This window comes from Vibrio sp. THAF64 (assembly GCF_009363455.1).
Taxonomy (GTDB): domain Bacteria; phylum Pseudomonadota; class Gammaproteobacteria; order Enterobacterales; family Vibrionaceae; genus Vibrio; species Vibrio coralliilyticus.
Window position 1 is genome coordinate 934,704 of sequence record NZ_CP045355.1, and the last position, 26,299, is coordinate 961,002.

The 26,299-nt window shown below is 46.8% G+C and carries 19 protein-coding genes; 13 read left to right on the forward strand and 6 right to left on the reverse strand.

Going from position 1 to position 26,299, the window contains the following annotated elements; all coding sequences use genetic code 11:
* The first annotated feature begins 11 nt into the window (after nt 1-11).
* Both fliR and flhB read left to right on the forward strand, forming a co-directional pair.
* Nucleotides 12-794, forward strand: coding sequence for a flagellar biosynthetic protein FliR (gene fliR, locus FIU99_RS04310; protein ID WP_006959488.1), 783 nt, complete (start codon nt 12-14; stop codon nt 792-794).
* Nucleotides 795-803: 9 nt separating this feature from the next.
* The gene (gene flhB, locus FIU99_RS04315; protein ID WP_006959486.1) at nt 804-1,934 is read left to right on the forward strand and encodes a flagellar biosynthesis protein FlhB; all 1,131 of its coding nucleotides are present in this window, start codon (nt 804-806) and stop codon (nt 1,932-1,934) included.
* 28 nt (nt 1,935-1,962) lie between these two features.
* Here the strand turns inward: flhB and smrB are convergent, their stop codons facing one another.
* Nucleotides 1,963-2,493 carry an endonuclease SmrB gene (gene smrB / locus FIU99_RS04320; RefSeq protein ID WP_006959484.1) on the reverse strand — a complete coding sequence of 177 codons (531 nt, stop codon included), beginning with the start codon at nt 2,491-2,493 and terminating at the stop codon, nt 1,963-1,965.
* A 62-nt stretch (nt 2,494-2,555) separates the two neighbouring features.
* On the opposite strand from smrB, the gene prmB reads away from it, so the two are divergent.
* Together prmB and aroC are read left to right on the forward strand one after the other, a co-directional pair.
* Nucleotides 2,556-3,488: a 50S ribosomal protein L3 N(5)-glutamine methyltransferase gene (gene prmB, locus FIU99_RS04325; RefSeq protein ID WP_006959482.1), complete on the forward strand. Its 933-nt coding sequence runs from the start codon at nt 2,556-2,558 to the stop codon at nt 3,486-3,488.
* Nucleotides 3,489-3,674: 186 nt separating this feature from the next.
* Nucleotides 3,675-4,760, forward strand: coding sequence for a chorismate synthase (gene aroC, locus FIU99_RS04330; RefSeq protein ID WP_006959479.1), 1,086 nt, complete (start codon nt 3,675-3,677; stop codon nt 4,758-4,760).
* A gap of 43 nt (nt 4,761-4,803) precedes the next feature.
* On the opposite strand, the gene FIU99_RS04335 is transcribed toward aroC, so the two are convergent.
* Nucleotides 4,804-6,810 (reverse strand): DUF885 family protein, encoded by a 2,007-nt coding sequence (locus tag FIU99_RS04335; RefSeq protein ID WP_006959477.1) that lies wholly within the window; start codon nt 6,808-6,810, stop codon nt 4,804-4,806.
* 430 nt (nt 6,811-7,240) lie between these two features.
* Nucleotides 7,241-7,864, reverse strand: coding sequence for a trimeric intracellular cation channel family protein (locus FIU99_RS04340; RefSeq protein ID WP_006959475.1), 624 nt, complete (start codon nt 7,862-7,864; stop codon nt 7,241-7,243).
* A 221-nt stretch (nt 7,865-8,085) separates the two neighbouring features.
* On the opposite strand from FIU99_RS04340, the gene FIU99_RS04345 reads away from it, so the two are divergent.
* Complete coding sequence (locus tag FIU99_RS04345) at nt 8,086-8,616, forward strand: elongation factor P hydroxylase (protein ID WP_006959474.1); 531 nt, start codon at nt 8,086-8,088, stop codon at nt 8,614-8,616.
* Nucleotides 8,617-8,650: 34 nt separating this feature from the next.
* On the opposite strand, the gene FIU99_RS04350 is transcribed toward FIU99_RS04345, so the two are convergent.
* Nucleotides 8,651-9,127, reverse strand: coding sequence for a hypothetical protein (locus tag FIU99_RS04350; RefSeq protein WP_006959473.1), 477 nt, complete (start codon nt 9,125-9,127; stop codon nt 8,651-8,653).
* Between the two features lie 13 nt (nt 9,128-9,140).
* Nucleotides 9,141-11,279 (reverse strand): LruC domain-containing protein, encoded by a 2,139-nt coding sequence (locus tag FIU99_RS04355; RefSeq protein WP_006959472.1) that lies wholly within the window; start codon nt 11,277-11,279, stop codon nt 9,141-9,143.
* A gap of 158 nt (nt 11,280-11,437) precedes the next feature.
* Between FIU99_RS04355 and FIU99_RS04360 the strand changes: the two genes are divergently transcribed.
* Entirely contained in the window at nt 11,438-11,701 is a 264-nt protein-coding gene (locus tag FIU99_RS04360; protein ID WP_006959471.1) for a YfcL family protein, read from the forward strand.
* 136 nt (nt 11,702-11,837) lie between these two features.
* Complete coding sequence (locus tag FIU99_RS04365) at nt 11,838-12,362, forward strand: NADPH-dependent FMN reductase (protein WP_006959470.1); 525 nt, start codon at nt 11,838-11,840, stop codon at nt 12,360-12,362.
* A 52-nt stretch (nt 12,363-12,414) separates the two neighbouring features.
* Here the strand turns inward: FIU99_RS04365 and mnmC are convergent, their stop codons facing one another.
* Nucleotides 12,415-14,433, reverse strand: a complete 2,019-nt coding sequence (gene mnmC, locus FIU99_RS04370) for a bifunctional tRNA (5-methylaminomethyl-2-thiouridine)(34)-methyltransferase MnmD/FAD-dependent 5-carboxymethylaminomethyl-2-thiouridine(34) oxidoreductase MnmC (protein WP_039951783.1) — start codon at nt 14,431-14,433, stop codon at nt 12,415-12,417.
* A gap of 128 nt (nt 14,434-14,561) precedes the next feature.
* Here mnmC and fabB point away from each other — a divergent pair, with 128 nt between their 5' ends.
* The 6 genes from fabB to accD all read left to right on the forward strand — a co-directional run bounded on the left by fabB (nt 14,562) and on the right by accD (nt 26,290).
* A complete protein-coding gene (gene fabB / locus FIU99_RS04375; RefSeq protein ID WP_006959468.1) occupies nt 14,562-15,773 on the forward strand; it encodes a beta-ketoacyl-ACP synthase I in 1,212 nt (403 codons plus the stop codon).
* Between the two features lie 231 nt (nt 15,774-16,004).
* Nucleotides 16,005-17,138, forward strand: a complete 1,134-nt coding sequence (locus FIU99_RS04385; RefSeq protein WP_006959467.1) for a 4-phosphoerythronate dehydrogenase — start codon at nt 16,005-16,007, stop codon at nt 17,136-17,138.
* Nucleotides 17,135-18,148 (forward strand): aspartate-semialdehyde dehydrogenase, encoded by a 1,014-nt coding sequence (locus FIU99_RS04390; protein ID WP_006959466.1) that lies wholly within the window; start codon nt 17,135-17,137, stop codon nt 18,146-18,148. The genes FIU99_RS04385 and FIU99_RS04390 overlap by 4 nt, the downstream gene beginning before the upstream one ends.
* Before the next feature lie 201 nt (nt 18,149-18,349).
* Entirely contained in the window at nt 18,350-24,301 is a 5,952-nt protein-coding gene (locus FIU99_RS04395; protein WP_152472050.1) for a FimV/HubP family polar landmark protein, read from the forward strand.
* A 91-nt stretch (nt 24,302-24,392) separates the two neighbouring features.
* On the forward strand, nt 24,393-25,187 hold the full coding sequence (gene truA / locus FIU99_RS04400; protein ID WP_006959464.1) for a tRNA pseudouridine(38-40) synthase TruA: 795 nt from the start codon (nt 24,393-24,395) through the stop codon (nt 25,185-25,187).
* A 176-nt stretch (nt 25,188-25,363) separates the two neighbouring features.
* Nucleotides 25,364-26,290 carry an acetyl-CoA carboxylase, carboxyltransferase subunit beta gene (gene accD, locus FIU99_RS04405; protein WP_006959462.1) on the forward strand — a complete coding sequence of 309 codons (927 nt, stop codon included), beginning with the start codon at nt 25,364-25,366 and terminating at the stop codon, nt 26,288-26,290.
* Nucleotides 26,291-26,299: the final 9 nt, after the last annotated feature.

The window sequence follows — 26,299 nt, forward strand, 5'->3', positions numbered from 1 at the left end:
GGCGGTTTCACGTGGAGTACCCAACGAGCCTGATACTCGACTGGATAGCCAACTACTTCTGGCCTTATACCCGAATTGCTGCCATGTTGATGGTCATGTCGGTGACAGGGGCTCGTTTTGTTTCTACTCGTGTCAGACTCTACCTTGGTTTGGCAATCACATTTGCTGTAATGCCAGTTATTCCAGCTGTGCCCGACACCATAGAGTTGCTCTCCTTCCAAGGGTTCATGACCCTCTTAGAGCAGATCATCATTGGTGTCGCAATGGGCACCATTACTCAGTTCATGATTCAGACCTTCGTCATTCTCGGTCAGATCCTAGGTATGCAAGCGAGTTTGGGTTTTGCTTCCATGGTCGATCCTGCCAATGGGCAGAATACGCCATTGCTAGGTCAGCTTTTTATGTTCCTTGCTACGATGTTTTTCCTTGCAACCGATGGTCACTTGAAAATGATCATGCTGGTGGTGATGAGCTTCAAGTCGTTACCTATTGGTAGCGGTTCACTGAACTCCGTCGATTTTAGGGAATTAGCCCTTTGGCTAGGGATCATGTTTAAAGTCGCACTGAGTATGTCTTTGTCTGGGATTATTGCGTTGTTGACGATTAACTTATCATTCGGCGTTATGACTCGTGCAGCACCACAGCTGAACATCTTCTCTCTGGGTTTTGCGTTTGCTTTGATCGTCGGCTTGTTACTCTGTTGGTACATTATTGCCGGGCTCTTCAGTCACTATGAGCTATTCTGGTTGCAAGGGGAGCAGCAAGTGTGCAGCTTCATACGCTTAAATTGTTAGGGGGCTGAATTGGCAGAATCAGACGGTCAAGAACGCACCGAAGACGCCACGCCCAGGCGCTTGCAACAGGCTCGTGAAAAAGGGCAGGTTGCAAGGTCAAAAGAACTAGCGTCGGTATCTGTGCTTGTTATTGGCGCCATTGCCTTGATGTGGTTTGGCGAGTCACTTGCTCGTGCGTTGTATACAGTCATGGGGCGTCTGTTCGACCTCTCTCGTGATGAAATTTTTGATCTGCCAAAGTTGTTTGATATTGCTCTTGGCTCGATGGGGAGTTTGCTTGGCCCGCTGCTGTTGATTCTTGTTGTCTTGTTCATTGCCGCTTTAATCGGCGCAGCAGGGATCGGCGGTATTAGCTTCTCAGTTGAAGCAGCGATGCCCAAGTGGTCAAAAATGAACCCACTCAGCGGTCTGAAACGAATGGTAGGTCTGCAAAGCTGGGTTGAACTACTTAAGTCGATTCTGAAAGTGACGTTAGTATCTGGTGTTGCTTTCTATTTGATTGATGCTGCGCAGGAAGACCTGTTTCAGTTGAGTATGGATGTCTATCCGCAGAACATTTTCCACGCGTTAGATATCTTGCTTAACTTTGTACTATTGATCAGTTGTTCGTTGTTGATTGTCGTTGCGATCGACATTCCTTTCCAGATCTGGCAACACGCCAATCAATTGAAGATGACCAAACAGGAAGTCAAAGACGAGTATAAGGAAACGGAAGGTAAGCCTGAAGTTAAAGGGCGGATACGTATGTTGCAACGCGAAGCCGCTCAACGTCGAATGATGTCAGAAGTCCCACAAGCCGATGTAATTGTCACTAACCCGGAGCACTTCTCTGTGGCTCTGCGCTATAAACAGGATACTGATAAAGCGCCGATTGTGGTGGCGAAAGGTACCGATCACATGGCGCTAAAAATACGAGAAATTGCTCGTGAACACGACATTTATGTTATTCCAGCCCCTCCGCTTGCTCGAGCGTTATATCACTCTACGGAATTAGAGCAAGAGATCCCTGATGGTCTGTTTACAGCGGTGGCGCAAGTACTGGCCTATGTGTTCCAGCTTAAGCAGTACCGCAAACGTGGTGGCCAGCGTCCGCACTTTAAAGCGTCAGAGTTACCGATTCCACCAGACTTAAGGCAATAGAAGCTGGCTTCTATTTATGAGTGTGTTTCTATTTTTCCGGTATCGACAGCAGAACCAACAAAGCGCCGTCACCACCAAACTCTAATGGTGCTTGGTGAAATGCCATCACATCAGGGTGCTGCGCCAACCAAAGCGGCGTTTTCTGCTTGAGAATATGCTTACCAATGCCGTGTTGAACACACGCACACGAAATTTCATTTTTGATGCAGTATGCGATCATCGAGCCGAGTTCACGCTTCGCTTCATTTTGTGTCATACCGTGCATATCTAAGAACACATCCGGGACGTACACCCCACGGCGAAGGCGTTTCACCTCATATTGAGAAACATCATCGCGGGCATAGCGAGTCGGGCCGTCTTCGTTGAGAAGTGGCACGAACTCATCAGAAAAATAAAACTCTGTATCGCGGGCTTCACGCGCGCTACGTTTGATTTCTTTTTGCTTAGTATTTTTTTTTGGCTGCTGGACTATGGTATCCTGTCGCAACTTTTTTACGCCTTGTACTGCATCCCTGAAAAGGGCGAAATCATCATCAATTTCGGTGTCTTTTTTGCTCATTGGGTCATAGATACATAAATAAAATGCTATTGGCAGTATTGTAGCGCTTTTCGGAGGCAATTTTGGATAAGATTTTTGTAGAAGAAGCGGTATCAGAGTTACACACGCTTCAGGATATGATTCGTTGGACTGTGAGTCGTTTCAACGCCGCAAACCTATTTTATGGTCACGGTACTGATAACGCATGGGATGAAGCGGTTCAGCTGATCCTGCCAACGTTGTACTTGCCAATTGATGTGCCTCCGCATGTATTAAACTCTCGTTTAACCAGCAGCGAGCGCCTGCGCATTGTTGAGCGCGTTGTGAAACGAATTAATGAGCGTACTCCAACCGCTTACCTGACCAACCGAGCTTGGTTCTGTGGTTTAGAGTTTTTTGTCGATGAACGTGTTCTCGTGCCTCGTTCTCCAATTGGTGAGCTGATTCAGGCAGAGTTCCAACCTTGGCTAATCGAAGAGCCAACACGCATCATGGACCTGTGTACCGGGAGTGGCTGTATCGCGATCGCCTGTGCACATGCTTTTCCGGATGCAGAAGTTGATGCCATTGATATTTCGACAGATGCACTGCAGGTTGCCGAACAGAATGTTCAGGACCATGGTATGGAGCAGCAGGTATTCCCTATTCGCTCGGATCTGTTCCGTGATCTGCCTAAAGAGAAGTACAACCTGATTGTGTCTAACCCACCTTATGTGGATCAAGAAGACATGAACAGTTTGCCTGATGAGTTTACTCATGAGCCTGAGCTTGGCCTCGCTGCGGGTACGGATGGCCTGAAACTGGTGCGTCGTATTCTGGCTAATGCGCCAGATTACCTGACGGAAAACGGTATTCTTATCTGTGAGGTGGGTAACTCTATGGTTCATATGATGGAGCAATATCCACATATCCCGTTCACTTGGCTTGAGTTTGAAAATGGTGGCCATGGTGTATTCATGCTGACGCGTGAACAAATGCTGCAACATGCAGAAGAGTTCTCTATCTATAAAGACTGAGTATTATTCAGCTCGCTTGATTTGATAAAACGCCGGACAGCCCTGTCCGGCGTTTTTTATTGGTAAAGAAAAGCAAAATAGATCGGCTTTAGGGCTTTACATCAAATCGCAATAACGCCACTATGAATTTACGAACAATTGTAATGTACAGCTTTGTTTACAGAGCTGAAGAAATTTGAGGAAGTAATGGCAGGAAACAGTATCGGACAGCATTTCCGAGTGACGACATTCGGAGAAAGTCACGGTATCGCACTAGGATGTATAGTCGACGGGTGCCCTCCAGGGCTGGAAGTAACTGAAGCAGATATTCAGACGGATCTGGACCGTCGTCGTCCGGGTACTTCTCGTTATACCACTCAACGTCGCGAACCAGATGAAGTGAAGATTCTGTCTGGCGTATTCGAAGGTAAAACCACGGGTACTTCGATTGGTCTGTTGATTGAAAACACAGACCAACGCTCAAAAGATTATTCGGAAATTAAAGATAAGTTCCGTCCAGGTCACGCTGACTATACCTACCACCAGAAATACGGTGTGCGTGATTACCGAGGCGGAGGCCGCTCTTCCGCACGTGAAACCGCTATGCGTGTAGCTGCGGGTGCTATCGCTAAGAAATACCTGAAGCAAGAGTTTGGTATCGAAATCCGCGCTTACCTATCTCAAATGGGTGATGTGTCGATTGAGAAAGTGGATTGGGGCGAGATCGAAAATAACGCGTTTTTCTGCCCAGATGTCGACAAAGTTGATGCGTTAGATCAGCTGATTCGCGATCTTAAAAAGCAAGGCGACTCGATTGGTGCCAAACTACAGGTTGTCGCCACCAACGTACCTGTTGGTTTAGGCGAACCTGTGTTTGACCGTCTGGATGCTGATATCGCTCATGCGCTGATGAGCATCAACGCGGTCAAAGGTGTTGAAATCGGCGATGGATTCGACGTTGTTAGCCAAAAGGGCAGCGAGCACCGTGATACTTTGTCTCCAAACGGTTTCGGTAGTAACCATGCTGGTGGCATTTTAGGTGGTATCTCGACTGGTCAGGATATTGTTGCGAACATTGCGCTAAAGCCGACGTCTAGTATCACCGTTCCGGGTGAAACCATCACCAGAGAAGGAGAGCCTACTCAGCTGATCACCAAAGGTCGTCATGACCCATGTGTTGGTATTCGCGCAGTGCCTATTGCAGAAGCAATGCTGGCAATTGTAGTGATGGATCACTTACTTCGCCATCGAGGTCAGAATCACGGTGTGACGACAGAAACACCTCAGATTTAATGAATAGAAACGGCTTCCACAAGGAAGCCGTTTTTAATTAGGCTTATTGTTTTGCTGAAATCCAGTTGTTGATGTTGCTTTTCATCACTTCCATCGGTTGCTGCCCGTAGCGTAGCAGTTGGTCGTGGAATTCAGCGTATTCAAACTTATCTCCTAGCTCTTGTTGAGCCTTTTCAAGCAATTCTCGGATAACCAGATAACCGGACTTATAAGAAACCGCCTGACCGACATAGGCGGCGTAGCGGAAGCTTTCTGACTCTATATCACCTTCGCCGAGCGCGGAGTTGGCGTGCATATAATCGCGTGCTTGCTGAATACTCCAGCCGTTAGCGTGAATGCCGGTATCGACCGCCAATCGCATATTCCTCAGCTGTGCTTCGTTTAGACTGCCAAAGTACTGTAGGGCGTTACACTCTTGCTCATCCGTATAGATTCCACCTTGGAACTGGCTATAGTCAGTGTTGGGAGCGCACATGCCTTTGCCGTTAACAAACGTCGGCTGATTCTGCTCGTTAAGCTCTCCATAAATGCCCATTTCGATACCAAGCCACTCGGTGTAGAGCGCCCAACCTTCACCATAGGCGGTGTACCAGATATCCTGCATATAATCGGGCAGATTAGCAGGTGGGTATTCCTGCGCGTACGCGTTTTGGAAATGATGACCAGGCGCCGCTTCATGTAACAGCAAGGTCGAGACATTCCATTTTTGCAGGCTGTAATCTGGGTTAGTGTTGAGAGTGAACACATTGTTATCGTAAGAGGCCACACCATCATACATCTCGCTTTCAGCAGGGGTTGGCTCTATGGTGTAGTCGGCTTCGATAGGTTTAAAATAGCTGGCAACGACACCGTTGGCATTGTCTTTAAACACGTAATAGTCTGTCAGCGCGTTTTCACAGGCAGAAGGAGAGGACGCGCTGCTGCAGACTGCTGCGTATTGCTTGTTTGTTGTTTGTAGACCATCTCGGCCATAAAAGAATTGCTCGCTGTTGAGGTATTTAAAAAACTCGCCGAGATTGATCTGACCTGAGTCCGTCGCGAGTTCAAACGTCCGAGGTGAAACGTCTCCTGTTGCTGGATCACGATACGCAGCTTCCACGATGGAACCGCGCTTGGCCACCACCACTTTTGCCACGCGAATCATTTCCGCTTTAGCTTCTGCGACCAGTTGTTCACCCATATTATGTAACTCGGCGGCTGACTTTCCGGTAGTACTGTTTCGGTCTAGGTGCCACTGATACCAGCTCTGCCCATTGGGTAAATCACCCCAGCCAATATTCTTGTCGGTGAGTTGGCCTTCACCGCGAGCGCTTTTAACGTACTGATTGTGTAGATACGCTAACAGCTCTTGGGTTGCCCGCTGTGCTTTCTCAACTTCCTGCGTGTATTGATTGATAAAAGTTGGCGTATACCCTGACTGAGTTTTTAAGTCGTTTAATCCTATCTTGAGCATGGCAAAATTATTGTAGCTAATCGTGTCCACGCTGTTTTGATATAGGCGCTCAGCAAGAATGGCGGGTAGTTGAATACCCTGCTGCGTAGCTTGCTGGTATTGGCTGTGTAAGCCCCTGACCCAGGAAGTGTACTCTTTGAGTATGGTAAGTTGATCTTGGTACGTTTGTTCACTGTCTGAATCATCAATCGCAGCGCCCGCTTCTTCGGCATTCCACTGGATGTAGTTGTAAAAATGCGTGACTGGGACATCGAAGTTGCCAAAACGTGTATTGGCGAAGCTTGCACCACGAATCGCAATGGTGCGGTCAAAGCGGAACGTGTCGTAATAGACCTTTTCTTCATCGGTTAAAGCGCTTCTTTCTATTTCAAGAAGCTTGTCGAGATAGATACGATCCAAAGACTGACGTGCGGCAGCCATCTGATCATTGATGATACCAAAGTGAGTGCTATCCAGAGATTGTGATTCATGTTGGTAGCTGTCAAGTAGTGCCGTCAGCTGGGTGGAAGCATCATTTGTTTTTGGCGTGGAACTACAGCCAGCCAAGATGACGGCTAGCGTTATTGCCGATAGGGTAATACGTTGTTTGTTTCTCATCTTCAGACCTTTCAGCTTATTTTAAGTGACGGCAAGGAAAAGAATGGAGAGAGATTAACGATAGTGAAGTCGGACTCTTCCTTGCGGGTGACCAGAGTAAAATAAGTCGTCTGCTGTGTTTGTGCAAAAGGTCACAGGACAAATTAACGGATAATTAACCCGTCACGCACTCATAATTGAAAGTTGCATCAATATGTTAGCGATTGGTGAGCAAGTACGTCGTTTTGAAGAGGCGTTATTAAACCAATGAAGAGATTTGCAGAATACTTGAATGTACTTTCATCGCACAATCGCGCTTCGATGGCAGGTTTTGGTGGTAAATCCAAGTTGGCTCACAAATGATTCTTAGCGGTAAATATTCGGGCGAATATTATTCATAGATAGGCGACAAGCTAGAGAATAAAACGCCCCGAGAGTGGGGCGTTGTGAATTAGTGCAGAGAACCTTCAGTCTCTAGGTGGAATGAAGGCAGACGCCATTTAAAGCGAACCGCAGCCATGCGCAGCATGTAGCCTACGACTAGCGTTGAGATGGTCGCGGTGACGTCATTAATACCAAACTCCAGCAAGGCTAAGTAAAGGCCTGAAGCAATCAGGGCGACAGACGCGTATAACTCTTCGTGCAATACAAGCGGTGTTTGACGGCAGATTAAGTCACGTAATAGCCCACCAAAAACGCCTGTTACCAGTGCCGCTACCATACAGATCATTGCATGATGGCCCATTGCTAACGCCACTTTAGTACCGATTATGCTAAACACAATCAGGCCCAGCGCATCGAGGCGAATGAACAACCCTTTAAACTTGATGATCCATTTGGCTAATCCCGTGGTTAGCACGCCCGCAATACAGGTGATCGCGAGAAATTGTGGATTCTCTACCCAGCCGAGCGGGTAGTGGCCGAGGAGGATATCGCGCACTGTTCCACCGCCAATCGCTGTTGCACTCGCAACGAGCATAACCCCAAACCAATCCATTTTTCTTCGACCTGCACTGAGTGCGCCGGTCATGGCTTCAGCCGTGATGCCAATGATATATAAAATGCTCAATAACATTGTTTTGCCCTACGTGACTAGCGGATTGGAAATTTGCCATTCTGTAACCAATAAAAGGCAGTTTAGTGGGAAATGTGATCTGTGACGAATGAGATTTTATGAATGTGAAGGGGGCTTTCGCATAATTATTTCTAATGTCAGTAGTTGGTGTAGGGATTTGCAATTGGGATCAAAAATGCGAGAATGCCGAGCGCTGTAATTTAAACCATGATTTTATCCCCATGAGCCACAAATATCAGGATCTGATCAACATTTTTAACGCCACTTTTCTAAGTGAATATAATACGCGTTTGGAGTTAGGGGGCGACGAGCCTATTTACCTGCCAGCGGATGACAGTCAGCCTAATCACCGGATTATTTTTGCTCGTGGTTTCTATGCGTCAGCACTTCACGAAATCGCGCATTGGTGTGTCGCAGGACCAGAGCGTCGCTTATTAGAGGATTTCGGCTATTGGTACGAACCGGATGGACGCACTGAAGCGGTTCAGGCTGAGTTTGAGAAAGTAGAAATTCGACCTCAGGCGTATGAGTGGATCCTCTCTCTTAGCGCAGGTTTTCCGTTTACAGTGAGCTGTGACAACTTAAACGGAGACTTTGAACCTGATCGTTTAGCCTTTATGCACAAAGTTCATACGGAAGTCGGCAAGATATTTGAGCAGGGTATGCCACTGCGTGTTCGTATGCTTTCAGATGCATTACGGTCTTTTTATCAACAGCCTGCGCTGGATTATTCCATGTTTGAAGTAATGTAAAACCAGCCGCAGTATGCGGCTGGTTTGCTTTTCGTTACTGAATGAGCCAAGTCGATTCGGCTTGGTTGTTGTGATTGAGCGTATAGACCAATGGCGCAGTGTTGGGTTCCATGACGGAAACTACCGCAATCAATGATTCGCAATGATTAGGTACTCGTAGTTGATAACTGCCTGTTCCGGATTGCAACGCAGCTTTCAAAAGGCACTTGTCATAGTCAACAGACTCCACGTTCCCCCCAGCATTATCACAGACGGAGATGTAAACCTGAGAGGCTGAAAGGTGAGGTAGGCTGACATCTATGTCGACCTGATACACCGAAGAAAGATTATTGTCATAATCGATACGCACATCGGCCAAAGTGTTGGAATCTTCATCGGTTGATGCTGCAGCGGCTGAAGAGCCCGTTGATGAACCTGAAGAGCCTCCTTCACCACCTCCGCCGCCGCCACAGCCGGAGAGAGAAACAAGTATTACCATTGCAAATAAGTGCGTCAGTTTGATATTCCACATAATCGTTTCTCCTTTAGTCGATATAAATTTTGCCGTCTACAGAAGTTTCGTACCAGGTCGGTTCAGTTTGACCTGTGGCGTCTTCGGCGTAATCGTCAAATTTGGTGTAAGCCTCTAAAATATTGACCTGTTCGTATGGATGCTGCCAGGTTGTAGGGATTTCTATACCCCAAGGTAGACCTTTGTCATCGTGGTAGTGGGTATCGCCACTTGATGCATCGACACCGTAAGACTTGTATCGCGTGTCAAACTTACTGGTCGGGGATTGGTTTTTGAGGTGAATTTCTAAACCTCGTCCTGGGAACCCGCCTGTCAACTGATAACCAATATCACCGTAATAATGACCAGGTGCTGCAAATATAAATGGGTCATACGGGAATTCTGGCATGGTTGATGTGTCGACTGCATTTTCAAACGAAAAGGTGAGGCTCCAGCTTGGACGATAACTCGTTCCGCAGTTTTCTTGAGTTCGGAACATAGTGCACTCTTCAGCTTCACCAGGCTCAGTAATATCCCACAAGTCTTCGTGAATGATGAATACCGCGTCGACAGTGTCTGTTTCTAGTACGGTCGCGGTTTGCAACTCGTTATTCACGTAAAGTTGTACTGAATCTGATTTAACGTCTTCTTTTGCGACATTAGGCAATCGAATAGCAAAACCTGAGTGGTAGTTACCGCCGAGAGCGGCGACCTGACCTTCAATCTTCATGCGAATGACTTGGTCGTTGAGCTGGTACTCCGTGTATTTAACGTTCATCAGGACGTCGTTCATGTCATAGTCGCCGCTTCTTGGGTACTGATCTTCATAGGCGAAAGAAGTATAACCACCACCGCTGGGGTATAGTTCGGTCACTACACCGCTCTCCGTGATGTCGACTAGGTAGTCTTCCACCTCACCCGCGGGAACACCGCCGCTTGGACCAATGCCCGATGTGTTGGAAATTCTGAATCGAGCCCAAGTCTCTCCGGTGACAGCCCAAGTTGGCACAGTAAAGAAGATGTCGCCAGTGCTATCGTTCATCGATTGGTCGCTGATGATGATTTCGTTAGACTCAAACTCACCATCTCGGTCGAAATCAATCCAAGCATTGAGCACTGAACTGTCAGATGTACCTGCAGCCGTTGCGATGATTTTACTGGTTTGTCCCACCTGAATTGGGACGGGGAATTGGATACCGTCATCATCGTCCGAACCATCTGAAGTATCATCACTGAGCGGATATGGGCTACCGTCGGTCTCTCCATCAATAACAGAACCTAACTTAAGATCTGACATACCATGACGCGCACCAGAAGAAGCGAAAGTCGTTTTGTAACTGTCTGGCGCATCGCCGAAATCGGTGTATTCACTGGGTTCGACTGGAGCGAGAGCACAGCGAGCACCATCGTTGGAATTACTGGAAGGGCCATAAGCAAAAAATTCTGCGTTGGAGCTGTTTCCATTGATAGTTACTTTGAAGACATACCCATTGCTGTTGTTGCTGGCGTAGAAATTACCATCGACATCGAAATAGACCGCACCAAAAGTAAAGCGATATCCGAGTACATTTTTATCTAACAGTTGGTTTAGTCGATTGGAAGTGCCAGCGTTGACATCAATCTCCCAAAGGTAACCATTTGAATCGATGGAATAAGCCAGGCTGTTGTCAGGATGAAAGGCCAAATCGTATATTGAAGGATTACCGAATTGGCTAGGCGGTGATGAAAGCTCCATGACAAGAGTATCTAAATCAATTTTGTAGAGCCCGTAATTAGGTCTATAGCCGTACCAGGCGTTCTCATCAAGAGATACGTCACCAACGTAGATAGAAGTAGGGGCACCAGATGGCTTGCTGACATTGAGCAACGTTTTTGTAAAGGTGGAATCAATGCGAGAAAGTGAGGCTGTGCCATAATCCCAGCCGTAAATGAAGTCGTCATGTTTGCTATAACCCACACCATTTAGCTTTGCAGTATCTAAATTGGAATCCAGTGTGACGTAGCTACCGACGTCGATGTTGACACCATAGGCGACTGGCGTGCCTGTTGGATTCTGAATCAAAAATGCTTGAGTCGGACACGAGGTGAATGGTGTCTCTGCAAAGGCGAATGATGCTTGGAACAAAGCACTGGCTACCACCGATATGTTTAAAGCCGTTTGTTTTCTTTTCATGGGTTCTTCCTCGCTGAACTTCGTTGAATAGTTGAGGAAGTGCACAGCGCGTGCCATGCTGCCAGCCCTTGATATAACTAGGGTTTGCGTTAATTTTCTCAATGTGAGAAGCTCTGCATTCTTTTTGAGAATCAAACTGACCCGGGCAATAGAGCATTATGATTATTGAATTTGAAGAGAAGCTACTAGAAATGATTGATGCGCGTATTGAGACCGCATCTGATGATGAGTTGTTTGCTGGTGGGTACCTACGTGGACATATTTCTCTATCTGCTGCTTCGTGTGAAGAAGAAGGCGTCAATGATATAGAAGAACTGAAAGTACGTATTCAAGGCAGTCTGGATGACGCACGTTCCGAATTGAGTCCTGCCGATCGCACTATCGTCAACGACCTATGGTTAGAGTTAGTCAATCAAGCCTAACCTCTACAGATATCTTTTTATTAAGGGCTTGTTCGAATATTTCGAACAAGCCCTTAAACATTTTATAGTTGTTGGTTTTCTGTTCGCTGGATATGCTCTTCTGTACATAGTAAGGAGAGAGTCAGGAGACAGAATTATGAAAATCGTCGCTTTTGGAGCTTCAACCAGCTCAACGTCTATCAACAAAACGTTAGCAACTTATGCTGCTCATCTAGTTGAAGGAGCAGATGTGACTATCTTGGATCTTAACAGCTACGATGTTCCGCTGTTTAGTGAAGATAAAGAAAAGGAAATTGGTCAGGCTGAGGAAGCAAAAGCGTTTTTGGAGGACATTGCTCAGGCTGATGCGTTGATTATTTCTTTCGCAGAGCACAATGGTTCTTACCCTGCTGCGTATAAAAACCTGTTTGATTGGGCAACACGTATTGAGCGTAACGTATTTGCCAATAAGCCAGCCATTTACCTGTCTACATCACCAGGCCCTGGCGGTGCGTCTAATGTTTTAGCTGCTGCTACAGGTTCTGCTCCATACTTTGGTGCTGAAGTGAAAGCCTCTGTATCTATTCCAAGCTTTTACGACAATTTTGACTTGGAGTCCGGGTCATTTAAAAGTCAGGAAGTGGCTGAGCAAGTCAAAGCTGCAGTATCAACGTTACGCTGATCTTAAGACAGAGAGCTTATAGGGAATGACTCGGTAAGCTCTCTTTGTCACTTTAGAGCTCAGTGATGGCTTTGCCTTTTCTCAATTTTCTTACCCACATACGGCTTGGATGAAGCTCTTCCAATACATCCACTGGTAGCGGTAGTGGGTCACCACATATCTGTGAAGCTAAGGTTTCTGCTAAGAGCGGTGCGGAGCTTAAGCCGCGCGATCCCAGACCAAGCATACAGAATAGGTTAGGGTAAGACGGCGCTTTTTCTGCGTCTTCCAGCTTAGTGGTTTGCAGATTGTGGTAAACCTGCTTGGTTTTGTCTAAATCTCCGACACTGCCAATAAATGGCAAGTGGTCTCGGCTCACACAACGAATACCCTGGCGTGATTGGTTACCTGAGGTGTCGACTTGGTGGGGCCAGCTTTGTTCTGGGACACATTTACGTAGCTTGTCTCCGTTACCTTGTTGGGCGACGGGGTCAAACTCACGATTCAGATTCTCTCTGTCGTAGCTCGCACCAATGCAATGAAATCCGTTATTCGGGTTTACCGGCGTCATATAGCCGTCGTAGCAAAGCACCGTTTTGAGTTTGCTGAGCTCACTGTTGGTCGGAATATGGCTCACCTGACCTTTAACCTGACCAAGAGGTACGTCTTTCGTCTGAGGTAATTCACTGAACTGATGACCATTGGCTACCACAACAGTATCGTGAGTGAAGGTTTTGTCACCGCTGCTTAATGTCCAGCTAGCGTGTTCTTCATCCCAACGCATATCGTCTATCTTAGTTTGATAACGTCCTTCAAACAGTGGAGTTTGGGATAAATGTTCAATCAACTCTTGAGTAAACTGAGCTGGGCATAGCCATCCGCCAAGTGGGTAATGCACGCTGCCCATATTAACCGGCAAACCAAGTATTTGGTTGGTTTGTTCAACGCTAAGTTGGCGGATAAGACCATTATCAAAATTACCACTCAACATGCGTTCCAGCTTGGCTTGTGATTTTTCATCCCACATCAGTTGAGTCACGCCACACCAATCATGGTCAAAGTTAGTTGATTGAGCCGCTTGTTCAATAAACTGGCGAGCAAACAAAAAAGCCGGAGCAAATACGCGAGAGACACCTGTGTGCGAACCATTCAGTAGTGGGTAGACTGCACCCTGACGATTACCCGACGCTCCTTGCGCGGCTTCGGAGTCTTGGCAATATAGGGTTACTTTTATTCCTCGGCGGATGAGCGTTGTTGCTAAAGTGGCACTGGCAATACCTCCGCCAATAATCGCTACGGACTGAGTCGAGCCACTACTATCGCGATGGAACCAAGGCTTATGGTTAGTGTGAGGCTCCCGCTGGGCTAGGTGTCCGGCAATCATGTCACGTTTGGTGCCAAAGCCTTTGACTTTTTTCATTTCGAAACCGGCTTCAATCAACCCACGTCGCACGAAGCCCGCCGCAGTGAAAGTGGCACAGGTACAATCTTGCTTAGCGAGTTTGGCCATGCCATCGAACAGTTCTTGATTCCACATTTCAGGATTCTTGCTGGGAGCAAAACCATCAAGAAACCATGCATCAATCAACCCTTGTTCACCAACAGGGACTTTTGGCATGCAATCTTTTATATCACCAAACCATAGGTCTAGGGTTATCGCGCCGTCTTCAAGGACAATTCGGTGGCACTCTGGAACCGCAATCGGATAATATTGCTGTAATTTTCTTGCGTATTCAGCCAGTTCCGGCCAAGCTTGGTGAGCTTTAATCAGGTCATCTTTACTCAGAGGGTACTTTTCGAAACTCACAAAATGCAGCTCTTTTAGTGGCGCATCCGGGTTTTGACGCCTAAATTCTTCAAACCATTGCCAAACTGCGAGGAAATTCAGACCTGTACCAAAGCCTGTTTCTCCGATGACAAAACGACGCTGGTCATAATCTTGCCATCTTTGTGGCAGATGATTTTGATGAAGAAAGACGTAGCGGGTCTCTTCAAGGCCGTTTACGTTGGAAAAATAAACGTCATCAAACTGGTCTGATACTGGGGTTCCGGCATCGTTCCAGCCCAGCTGAGCATTGGTAATTGAGGTCATAATGTCTGAATTTTTGTGATGAAGACGATAAAGTTGTGGCGATTGTACGGTTTTCTGGGAAAGCTGACCACTTTTCACAGGTAACTTAGTTATCATCTAGCAGATTTTTGAATTATAGGAATGTCATAATGAAACGAGTCGTAATCACCGGTATGGGTATTGTTTCAAGTATCGGTAACAACGTCGAAGAAGTTTTAGCGTCTCTAAAAGCAGGTAAATCTGGCATTACTGCCTCTGAGCAGTTTAAAGAACAAGGTCTACGTTCACAGGTTTGGGGTGATCTGAAAATCAACCCATCAGAGCATATTGACCGTAAACAGATGCGCTTTATGGGTGATGCGGCTGCGTATGCATACCTATCAATGCAGCAGGCAATCGAAGATGCTGGCCTGACTGAAGAACAGGTTTCTAATGACCGCACAGGTATCGTAGCTGGCTCTGGTGGTGCTTCTGCACTGAACCAAGCATTGGCAGTAGATACTATGCGTGCAAAAGGCGTGAAACGTGTGGGCCCTTACATGGTTCCTCGTACTATGTCCTCTACAGTTTCTGCGTGTCTTGCAACGCCATTTAAAATCCGTGGCGTAAACTACTCAATGAGTTCAGCGTGTGCCACTTCTGCACACTGTGTTGGTCACGCAATGGAGCTTATCCAGCTTGGTAAGCAAGACATCGTATTCGCTGGTGGTGGTGAAGAGCTAGATTGGTCTCAAACTATGATGTTTGACGCGATGGGCGCACTATCTACTAAGTACAACGAAACGCCAGATAAAGCTTCTCGTACTTACGATGCTGATCGTGATGGTTTCGTTATCTCTGGTGGCGGCGGCATGCTGGTTATCGAAGAGCTAGAACACGCTCTGGCTCGTGGCGCGAAAATCTACGGTGAGATCGTTGGCTATGGCGCGACGTCTGATGGCTACGACATGGTTGCTCCATCAGGTGAAGGCGCAGTGCGTTGTATGAAGATGGCGATGCAAGACGTAGACGCAATTGACTACGTGAACACGCACGGTACATCAACACCAGTTGGTGACGTAAAAGAGCTAGGCGCTATTCAAGAACTGTTTGGTGACAACAGCCCAGCAATTTCTGCGACAAAAGCGATGACAGGTCATGCTCTTGGTGCGGCTGGCGTACATGAAGCGATTTACTCTACGCTAATGCTAGACAACAACTTCATCGCACCAAGCGTGAACGTTGAAAATCTGGATGAAGCGGCTCAAGGCCTAGACATCGTGACTGAAACACGTGATGCAGAATTGACAACAGTAATGTCAAACAGCTTTGGTTTTGGTGGTACAAACGCAACATTGGTTATCAAAAAATACCAAGGCTAACTGAACGGCTGGGGTTTCCCAGTACACAGGTTTCCAGAGCTTGACTACGCTTTGATACAAAACGTAGTTGAACAGACGCAGACTCTGACCCATGGAGAGCGGGTCGGGATCCTTTTGTTCTGGAACTTTGCCCGGCTTATGCCGGGCATTTTTCTTTCTGCCGCTAGTGCTCGACAGAGACAGCGCTTTTCTGCACAATCACTGCAATTCTCAAATCAAATCTCTTAAGCCATGAAAATCCTAATTGATGAAAATATGCCTTATGCTGAGCAGCTTTTTAGCCAGCTGGGCGAGGTTGTTTTAAAATCCGGACGTACTCTGAACGCCGATGACTTGGTCGATGTAGATGCGTTGATGATTCGCTCTGTTACTAAAGTGAATGCAGAGCTTATTTCTAAAGCGAATCGACTGAAGTTTGTTGGAACAGCAACCGCTGGTATGGATCATGTTGATCAGGCGTTACTTAAAGAGAAAGGCATCTTTTTCACCGCGGCACCTGGGTGCAACAAAGTCGGTGTAGCTGAGTATGCGTTCAGCGTTATGATGGTACTTGCGCAGCAACAAGGCTTTTCAGTATTTGATAAAACCGTTGGAATTATTGGCGCAGGTCAGGTGGGTAGTTATCTACAGCAATGTTTGGAAGGCATCGGTATTAAGGTGCTTATCAATGATCCACCTAAGCAAGCGGCGGGAGATGAGCGTAATTTCACCCCGTTAGATGCATTGTTTGAGCAAGCGGATATCATTACGACTCATACTCCAATCACCCGTGATGGTGATTTTCCGACTCATCATCTAATCAATGAAACTGTGTTGAATAAGTTACGTGGTGACCAAATTTTAATCAATGCGGCGCGCGGGCCAGTCGTTGACAACGCTGCGTTGAAAGCTCGTCTGAGAAAACAAGATGGCTTTATTGCGGCATTGGATGTGTTCGAATTCGAGCCAGAGGTTGATATGGAGCTTCTGCCTCTGCTAGCATTCGCAACCCCCCATGTTGCCGGTTATGGTTTAGAGGGGAAAGCTCGCGGGACAACGATGATTTTTAATAGCTTCTGCGAGTTTCTGAATAACGATTTACGTGCACATGCCAGTGAACTTCTGCCTACAGCTCCAGTGCCGGAGTTAGTATTGGACAGAGCTTGGGAAGAAGCCACGCTGCACAATCTGACGCAACTTGTCTATGATGTGCGTAAAGACGATGCATTGTTCCGTCGTGAAATCAGTCAAACCGGTGCGTTTGACTTGATGCGTAAGAACTACTGGGATCGCCGTGAATATAGTGCAGTCACGCTAAGAGGAAATGCAGAGGCTAACCTGCAACCACTAGCGAAATTAGGTTTTCAAATTGAGGTAAGTCAATGAGCCAGCAATATAACGTTGCCATTTTAGGTGCGACCGGCGCAGTCGGTGAAACAATTCTCGAAGTACTGCAGGAACGTAAGTTTCCTGTTGGTGACCTTTTTCTGCTAGCCAGTGAACGCAGTGAAGGCAAGACTTACCGTTTTAATGGCAAAACCATCAAAGTCGAAAACGTTGAGAACTTTGATTGGTCTCAGGTACACATCGGCCTGTTTTCCGCTGGAGGAGAACTATCGGCTAAGTGGGCGCCAATCGCCGCCGATGAAGGGGTGATTGTCATCGATAATACCTCTAACTTCCGTTATGAGTATGACATTCCTTTGGTTGTGCCTGAGGTTAATCCTGAAGCGATTGCCGAGTTCCGTAACCGCAATATCATCGCTAACCCGAACTGTTCGACGATTCAAATGTTGGTAGCACTTAAGCCGATTCATGATGCCGTGGGCATCGATCGTATTAATGTCTCGACTTACCAATCCGTTTCTGGCGCTGGTAAATCTGGTATCGATGAGTTGGCAGGCCAAACTGCTAAGCTGCTTAATGGCATGCCGGCTGAAAATGAGCAGTTCTCACAGCAAATTGCTTTTAACTGTCTGCCGCAAATTGACCAGTTTATGGAAAATGGCTACACCAAAGAAGAGATGAAAATGGTGTGGGAAACGCAGAAAATCTTTAATGACTCGTCAATCACGGTTAACCCGACTTGTGTGCGAGTGCCTGTTTTCTATGGTCATGCGGAAGCACTTCATATCGAAACTCGTGCACCTATTGATGCTCATGAAGTGGCTAATTTATTAGAGCAGACCGAGGGGGTTGAAGTGTTCCATGGTGAAGATTTCCCGACACAGGTTCGTGATGCGGGTGGTAAAGATCACGTGATGGTTGGTCGTATTCGCAACGATATCAGCCACCATAGTGGTATCAACTTGTGGGTTGTAGCAGATAACGTTCGCAAAGGCGCAGCAACCAATGCGGTTCAGATTGCAGAAGTTCTGATTCGCGATTACTACTGAGCGTATTATTAACACTTATAGCAAAGCCTCACCATCGTGTGAGGCTTTTTTAATCAGATTCCTAAATTTAGTGTGAGATTAGTGCGAATATGGCGGCAGCCACACATTTTTTAGCTATGCACCTATAGTTTTAGCGTGTTTATCCGATATATTTAACAGATCATTACATTAAAATTTATTGAGCACATAGCTGAGCCTTCTATGCTTCGAATTTTTAAGCGTCTGCTGCTGCCTGTTGCATTAGTAGCCGTGACTCAGACATCGATTGTTAGTGCAGAAACTATTCGCCTTAAGGGACCTGACGGCGAGATACAAGCATCGCCGCAATATTCTGATTTTGTCCCCCAAGATCTGCGTAACAACGAGCCTTCTCGCTTTTATGGACCAACTACTTCTCAAGAAACACTTTGGGCTATTGCCAGCCGTTTGCGTCCATCAGCTAGCGTTTCTGTACAACAAACGTTACTTGCTGTGTATCAGCTAAACCCTCAAGCGTTTGAAAATCAAAACATCCACGAGCTTATTCCAGGCAGTACACTACGAATTCCTTCGTTGGCTCAAGTTCAAAGCGTTTCGACACAAGAAGCTGTCAATGTTATGGCGGCCCATCAAGCACGCTTGACGGATATTCCTGCGGTTTCTCGCCCAACCCCGCAAACCTCGCCTCAGCAACAACCTGAAGAAATGAAACCATCTGACGCTGAAAAGCCAATGATGGATGATACCAAACCGGCAATGCAGCCAAATGCGGATTTAGCAAAAATAGCCAAGCAAGAGCAAAAAGCGCAAGTTTCGACTTTGGAGAAACAACTCGAAAGTTCAGAAGGCGAGTTGATGGCTCTGGAAGAGAAAAATCATAAGTTGCGCTTGATGTTGGCTGATGTTCAGTCCGAAGTGGATGTGCTGAAAGATGAGCTGGGTGATGAGTCTCGCATTCGCAATGAGGTAGAAAAATTACTCGAAGCGGAACGTCTGCGACTTGCCGAAGAGCAGAAAATGCAACCCTCTCCGCTCGATGAACTGCTCTCTAATACTTGGCTTGTCGCTGCGCTGGCTATCATCCCAGGCTTGCTGATTGGCTTGCTGATCATGATCTTGCTGGGTCGCCGTAAGAAAGAAGATTCAGAAGCACAAACCGCGACCGAACAAACCGCTGAACCTGTTGCGCCAATCGCTCCGGATTCTCTTAATGAAGAAGTGGATGATGATTTACTGCTTGATGATGACTTGTTTGGTGAATCAACCGACGATGAAGAAGAGTTGTTCTCGGATGATTCTGGTTTAGATGAAGGTAAAGAAGATGGCGAAGTAGATGTCTTTGCCGACTTAGAAGATAACGATCTCGATTTCAATCTTGAAGGTGAAGATGGCGAAGACCCATTCGCGGGCATCGGGGACGATGGCGAGCTAGACGAAGCGCTTGCCGATATGGATATGAGCTCCAATGGCATCAGTGTGAATAGCGAAGATAAAGCACTGGGCCTTGAAGAAATGGAGCGAGCCCTGGATGAAGTTGTTATTGAGGATGAGTCACCAGAAGGTGAATTTGATTTATCAGATGATGACGATGAGATTTCTCAAGACGAGCTAGACTCACTGCTGGCATCAGATGGAGACTCGGAAGATCTTGGCACCGATGAGTTGGATCAGTCACTGTTAGACGACTTGTTCAATGAAAGTGACACTGATGATACGAGTGACGATCTGGACTTTGACTCGTTGCTTGATGAGGCTGATGGTGGCTTTGATCTGAGTGATGATGATGCTGGGAGCACCGATACAGATGAGCCTAGTCTAGCGTCAGATAGCGAAATTGATGACCTCTTTGCTCAAGTGGAAGCTCAGGCAGACCTAGAAAAGCTTGAAGCTGAAGCACTTGATGAGACTGCGCTTCTGGATGAAATGGTGGAAGAGCCAACACCAGAAGTCAGTGAAAACAGTACAGACTTACTCGATGAGCTGATTGATGATGGTGAGGAGACAGATCCTAGTTCAGATAAGGCGCTAGATGACTTCTTAAGCGACGATCTCGATCTTAGCGATGATAATGTCTTCGATGAACTGATCACCGATGACAGCAATGAGCTTGATGCAGAGTCAACCGAAACACTTGATGAGTTTTTGTCTGATGATCATACCCAAGATGTAAGCTCACTTGAAGATAGTACAGAGTTACTGGATGATTTATTCGAGACACAATCTGAGCAACAACAGCAAGTTACTGAAGAACTCGGTGATGAAGGCACCGACCTGTTTGAAGAGTTGCTAGAGATTGAAAAGCAGAGCGATGAATCGGTAGAGGAAGAGAATGAAGATCTCACTCTGAGCAATGAGTTGAACCAAGATGTTGCGCTTGCTGACGCTGTTGAGTCTTTGGATGACATTGCTGGTACAGATAAATTCTCCAGTGAAGATTTTATCGATGACATGTTGAGCGCTGCGCCCGAAGGTGATCCATTGCTCGATGAGCTTGATTTGGATGAACCCGATTTAAGTGAAGCAGTATCTGAGGAAGCTGTTGCACCGCAACCTGAAGATGATTCAAACTTTGCAGAGCCAGAGCCAGAGCCAGAGCCAGAGCCAGAGCCAGAGCCAGAGCCAGAGCCAGAGCCAGAGCCAGAGCCAGAGCCAGAGCCAGAGCCAGAGCCAGAGCCAGAGCCAGAGCCAGAGCCAGAAGAGGATGATTGGCTGACTTCAGCGATTGATGAGGTGGAAAACCCTGAATTAGCCGAAGAGTCTGAGTTTGATTTGGCTGAGGACGAAAATCAGGATGCTCTTTCAAGCGATGTAGAACCACTTGAACTCGATGAGCCGGAAGCTACGGGTTCGGAGTCCGAGCACGAAGATGATTGGCTGACGTCTGCTATTGATGAAGTCGAAAACCCAAGTTCTGAACTGGAAGAGAGTCATGAAGTTCCGGTTACTTCTTCAGCAGAGTTAGATGAGAGTACTGCCATTGCTGCTGAAGAAAATGCGCCTGTTGAGGAAGATTTACTTGCTCAGCAGGAGCAAACGGACACACCATCTGAAGAGACTCCAGAGACTCCAGAGACTCCAGAGACTCCAGAGACTCCAGAGACTCCAGAGACTCCAGAGACTCCAGAGACTCCAGAGACTCCAGAGACTCCAGAGACTCCAGAGACTCCAGAGACTCCAGAGACTCCAGAGACTCCAGAGACTCCAGAGACTCCAGAGACTCCAGAGACTCCAGAGACTCCAGAGACTCCAGAGACTCCAGAGACTCCAGAGACTCCAGAGACTCCAGAGACTCCAGAGACTCCAGAGACTCCAGAGACTCCAGAGACTCCAGAGACTCCAGAGACTCCAGAACCAGCAATAGAACAATCAGCGGCCCCAATGCCTGAAGCTATTCCAAATGAATTTGGGGTTCCGGAAGATGATGATTGGCTGATTGAAGATGAAGCGTCCGAAGCAATATCTGATGATCTCATGGCTGATACGCCTGCTGCTGAAGAGCCAGAGCTTGAAGCACCTGCCGCTGAGTCAGAAGAGTCGCTAGCGCTGGATGATTTAGATCTTCCAGAATACAGCGAAGAAGACGCACTAGCGGATGTTGCAGAAGAGCCGGAGCTTGAAGCGCCTGTTGCTGAGTCAGAAGATTCATTGGAACTGGACGACATAGAGCTTCCAGAGTACAACGAAGAAGACGCACTAGCGGATGTTGCAGAAGAGCCGGAGCTTGAAGCGCCTGTTGCTGAGTCAGAAGATTCATTGGAACTGGATGACATAGAGCTTCCAGAGTACAGCGAAGAAGATGCACTAGCAGACGTTGCCGAAGAGCCAGAACTTGAAGCACTTGTCGCTGAACCTGAAGAGTCGTTAGCCCTAGACGATTTAGATCTTCCAGAATACAGCGAAGAAGGTGCACTAGCAGACGTTGCCGAAGAACCAGAACTTGAAGCACCTGTTGTTGAATCTGAAGAATCGTTAGAACTGGATGATATAGAACTTCCAGAATACAGCGAAGAAGACGCGCTAGCGGATGTTGCAGAAGAGCCTGAACTTGAAGCACCTGCCGTTGAATCTGAAGATTCATTAGAACTGGATGATTTAGATCTTCCAGAATACAGCGAAGAAGACGCGCTAGCAGACGTTGCTGAAGAGCCTGAGCTTGAAGCTCCTGCCGTTGAATCTGAAGAATCATTAGAACTGGATGATATAGAACTTCCAGAATACAGCGAAGAAGATGCGCTGGCCGATGTTGCCGAAGAGCCGGAGCTTGAAGCACCTGCCGTTGAATCTGAAGATTCATTAGAACTGGATGATTTAGATCTTCCAGAATACAGCGAAGAAGACGCGCTAGCAGACGTTGCTGAAGAGCCAGAGCTTGAAGCACCTGTCGCTGAACCTGAAGAGTCGTTAGCCTTAGACGATTTAGATCTTCCAGAATACAGCGAAGAAGACGCACTAGCGGATGTTGCCGAAGAGCCAGAGCTTGAAGCACCTGCTGCTGAATCTGAAGAATCGTTAGAACTGGATGATGTAGATCTTCCAAAATACAGCGAAGAAGACGCACTGGCAGATGTTGCAGAAGAGCCTGAACTTGAAGCATCTGTCGTTGAATCTGAAGAATCGTTAGAACTGGATGATATAGAACTTCCAGAATACAGCGAAGAAGACGCACTGGCAGATGTTGCCGAAGAGCCAGAGCTTGAAGCACCTGTCGCTGAACCTGAAGAGTCGTTAGCCTTAGACGATTTAGATCTTCCAGAATACAGCGAAGAAGACGCACTAGCAGACGTTGCCGAAGAGCCTGAACTTGAAGCACCTATCGCTGAACCTGAAGAGTCGTTAGCCTTAGACGATTTAGATCTTCCAGAATACAGTGAAGAAGATGCGCTAGCGGATGTTGCCGAAGAGCCAGAGCATGAAGCGCCTATCGCTGAGTCAGAAGAGTCTTTAGCGCTGGATGATTTAGAGTTACCTGAATACAGCGAAGAAGACGCACTAGCGGATGTTGCTGAAGAGTCAGAGCTTGAAGCACCTGCCGTTGAATCTGAAGAATCGTTAGAACTGGATGATTTAGATATTCCAGAATACAGCGAAGAAGATGCACTAGCGGATGTTGCTGAAGAGTCAGAGCTTGAAGCACCTGTCGCTGAGCCTGAAGAATCGTTAGAACTGGATGATTTAGATCTCCCAGAATACAGCGAAGAAGACGCACTAGTAGATGTTACTGAAGAAGCTGAACTCGAATCTTCTCCTTCCGAGTCAAAGGGCTCGCTAGAGCTCGATGACTTAGACATTCCAGGATATATAGAACAAGGAGCGTCGGCGGACGCAATTGAGGAACTAGACCCTGAAGTAAATACTGTTCAACAGGAGGAATCTCTTGAAGTCAACGAGCGGGACTTGCCTGAATTTGACGAACAAGATGCGTTAGCCGAAGCGTTCGATAGTGGTTCTGATGATGTTGACTTCAAACTTGATGAGCTCGAACTACCATCTCTTGAAGAGATTCCATCTGAGGCCATGGATCGTTCTGATGAAGCCGAGGAATTGGCGCATCACGCTTTCAATGAAGCTGCATTTAATGAATTGCTTTCTGAAAGTGAACCAGAACAAACTGCTAGCTTTGACTTTGATAAACCTGTCGATTCAGTCACTTCTGATAGTGCAGGGATGGATATTGAAGCCATGCTGGAAGTGGGGGGAGAAGACTGGAACGGCTTTAGTTTATCCCCTGAACAACAAGCTCAAATTACTGATGATATACCGGAAGATCAACAGGGTGTCTGGGATGATGGTAATCGTCCTGAACAAGCTCAAATCTTAGATGAAAACTGGGAAGACCAAGAAGAGCTGGGTGATTTCAATCCGCAAGAAGGAGAGTTCCGTACCATTGATGAGCTGATGGCTGAGGTTGAAAAAGAAGAGCAGCAAAGCTTTGAAGAAGAAGAGTTGAAGCTTGATGTCGGGTTAAGTGACTTCCCAGACGTTATCGGGGATACCGGAGATGTTGATGTTGACAACAATTCAGAGGCGTCTGGCAAACTTGATTTAGCTAAAATCTACATTGAGATGAATGATGCTCAAGGCGCAATTAAGTTGCTAGAAGAGGCTATTGTGGATGGTAGCGACGAGATTCGCCGAGAGGCGAAAAACTTAATCGATGCGATCAACGGTCGATGAATGAGTAATCTACAAGGGGGCGCTGAGCCCCCTTATCTTTTTTTGCAAAAATGTTTATACTTCCCGCCCCATTTTCAAAGAGAACACCCTGATGAGAATTGCGTTAGGTATTGAGTATAACGGTACTCATTACTATGGTTGGCAGCGACAAAAAGAAGTGAAAAGCGTACAAGAGAAACTTGAGCGTGCTCTGAGTATCGTTGCAAACCATCCTGTAGAAGTGCAGTGTGCAGGGCGCACTGATGCGGGCGTTCATGGAACGGGTCAAGTGGTCCATTTTGACACTAGCGCCAGCCGAAAAATGGTTGCGTGGACAATGGGTGTCAATGCCAATCTACCGAATGATATTGCAGTTCGTTGGGCAAAAGAGGTGCCTGAAGAGTTCCATGCTCGTTTTTCCGCTACAGCACGGCGTTATCGATACATCATTTTTAATAGCGCATTCCGACCAGGCATTATGTCCTCTGGTGTTAGCCACTATCACGGCGAGTTAGATGCTGAGAAGATGCACCAAGCTGGTCAATATTTGTTGGGTGAGAACGACTTCACGTCGTTCAGAGCGGTACACTGCCAGTCCCGTAGCCCTTGGCGTAACATTATGCACTTGGATGTGACTCGTCACGGACAATACGTAGTGATTGATATCAAGGCGAATGCCTTTGTTCATCATATGGTGCGTAATATTACCGGAAGCCTTATCTGTGTTGGCCGCGGGGAACAGAAACCAGAGTGGATAAAGTGGTTGCTCGAAGTGAAAGATCGCAAGCTTGCGGGAGCAACAGCGAAGGCAGCAGGCCTCTATCTGGTTGATGTTGATTATCCAGCAGAATTTGAATTGCCAAGAGTGCCAATTGGGCCACTATTTTTGCCAGACAATTTGAACTAATTCGTGATAAATTGTCCAACTAATCAGTTCTTTAGGGCGTGAGACATTAGTGTAAGAAATAGGTACAACCAGTTTTTTGTCTACACTTGGCATTTTATATGCTTTAATCCTCTCGCGTAAATTCAGAATTTTTGTCCTTCGCAAAGTGCGGAGGCGATGAGAGAAAAAGGTCTTCCATGAGTTGGCTTGAAAAGATTTTAGAAAAAAGCAACATTGTTAGTTCACGTAAAGCGTCCATCCCTGAAGGTGTGTGGACCAAGTGTACATCTTGTGAACAGGTGCTTTATCACGCTGAACTAGAGCGTAACCTAGAAGTATGTCCGAAATGTGATCATCACATGCGTATGAAGGCGCGTCGTCGTCTGGAAACATTTTTGGATGAAAACAACCGTGTTGAACTAGCGGATGAACTTGAGCCACAAGACAAGCTTAAGTTCAAAGATTCAAAGAAATACAAAGATCGTATCTCGGCTGCACAAAAGAGCAGTGGGGAGAAAGATGCCCTTGTTGTAATGAAAGGTGAACTATTAGGCCTTCCTGTTGTTGCTTGTGCATTTGAATTCTCTTTCATGGGCGGTTCAATGGGCTCTGTAGTTGGCGCTCGTTTTGTCCGCGCTGTAGAAGCGGCTATTGAGAGCAACACAGGTCTTGTTTGTTTCTCTGCAAGTGGTGGTGCACGTATGCAAGAGGCTTTGATGTCTCTAATGCAAATGGCGAAAACCAGTGCTGCACTTGAGCGTCTGTCTCAAAAAGGCCTGCCGTTTATCTCAGTCATGACTGATCCGACGATGGGTGGTGTTTCTGCAAGTTTGGCAATGCTAGGTGACGTAAATATCGGTGAACCTAAAGCGTTGATCGGTTTCGCTGGTCGTCGTGTTATCGAACAGACGGTACGTGAAGATCTTCCGGAAGGTTTCCAGCGCAGCGAGTTCTTGCTTGAGCATGGTGCTATCGATATGATCGTTGATCGCCGCGAAATGCGTCAGCGTGTTGGTAGCCTGATTGCGAAAATGACCAACCAACCTTCGCCTCTAGTGGTTTCTGTGAACGATTCACAAAATGAAGCTGCTTATTCTGTACCAGAAGCGGACGAAAAAGGGTAAAGTAACAAA

Bases quoted from the DNA above. Each gene is read 5' to 3' on its own strand.
- FIU99_RS04350 (WP_006959473.1), bottom strand. From the start codon at position 9,127: ATGTGGAATATCAAACTGACGCACTTATTTGCAATGGTAATACTTGTT.
- FIU99_RS04340 (WP_006959475.1), bottom strand. From the start codon at position 7,864: ATGTTATTGAGCATTTTATATATCATTGGCATCACGGCTGAAGCCATG.
- mnmC (WP_039951783.1), bottom strand. From the start codon at position 14,433: ATGACCTCAATTACCAATGCTCAGCTGGGCTGGAACGATGCCGGAACC.
- FIU99_RS04355 (WP_006959472.1), bottom strand. From the start codon at position 11,279: ATGAAAAGAAAACAAACGGCTTTAAACATATCGGTGGTAGCCAGTGCT.
- fabB (WP_006959468.1), top strand. From the start codon at position 14,562: ATGAAACGAGTCGTAATCACCGGTATGGGTATTGTTTCAAGTATCGGT.
- FIU99_RS04390 (WP_006959466.1), top strand. From the start codon at position 17,135: ATGAGCCAGCAATATAACGTTGCCATTTTAGGTGCGACCGGCGCAGTC.
- FIU99_RS04365 (WP_006959470.1), top strand. From the start codon at position 11,838: ATGAAAATCGTCGCTTTTGGAGCTTCAACCAGCTCAACGTCTATCAAC.
- FIU99_RS04345 (WP_006959474.1), top strand. From the start codon at position 8,086: ATGAGCCACAAATATCAGGATCTGATCAACATTTTTAACGCCACTTTT.
- FIU99_RS04385 (WP_006959467.1), top strand. From the start codon at position 16,005: ATGAAAATCCTAATTGATGAAAATATGCCTTATGCTGAGCAGCTTTTT.
- aroC (WP_006959479.1), top strand. From the start codon at position 3,675: ATGGCAGGAAACAGTATCGGACAGCATTTCCGAGTGACGACATTCGGA.
- smrB (WP_006959484.1), bottom strand. From the start codon at position 2,493: ATGAGCAAAAAAGACACCGAAATTGATGATGATTTCGCCCTTTTCAGG.
- truA (WP_006959464.1), top strand. From the start codon at position 24,393: ATGAGAATTGCGTTAGGTATTGAGTATAACGGTACTCATTACTATGGT.
- FIU99_RS04395 (WP_152472050.1), top strand. From the start codon at position 18,350: ATGCTTCGAATTTTTAAGCGTCTGCTGCTGCCTGTTGCATTAGTAGCC.
- accD (WP_006959462.1), top strand. From the start codon at position 25,364: ATGAGTTGGCTTGAAAAGATTTTAGAAAAAAGCAACATTGTTAGTTCA.
- FIU99_RS04360 (WP_006959471.1), top strand. From the start codon at position 11,438: ATGATTATTGAATTTGAAGAGAAGCTACTAGAAATGATTGATGCGCGT.
- FIU99_RS04335 (WP_006959477.1), bottom strand. From the start codon at position 6,810: ATGAGAAACAAACAACGTATTACCCTATCGGCAATAACGCTAGCCGTC.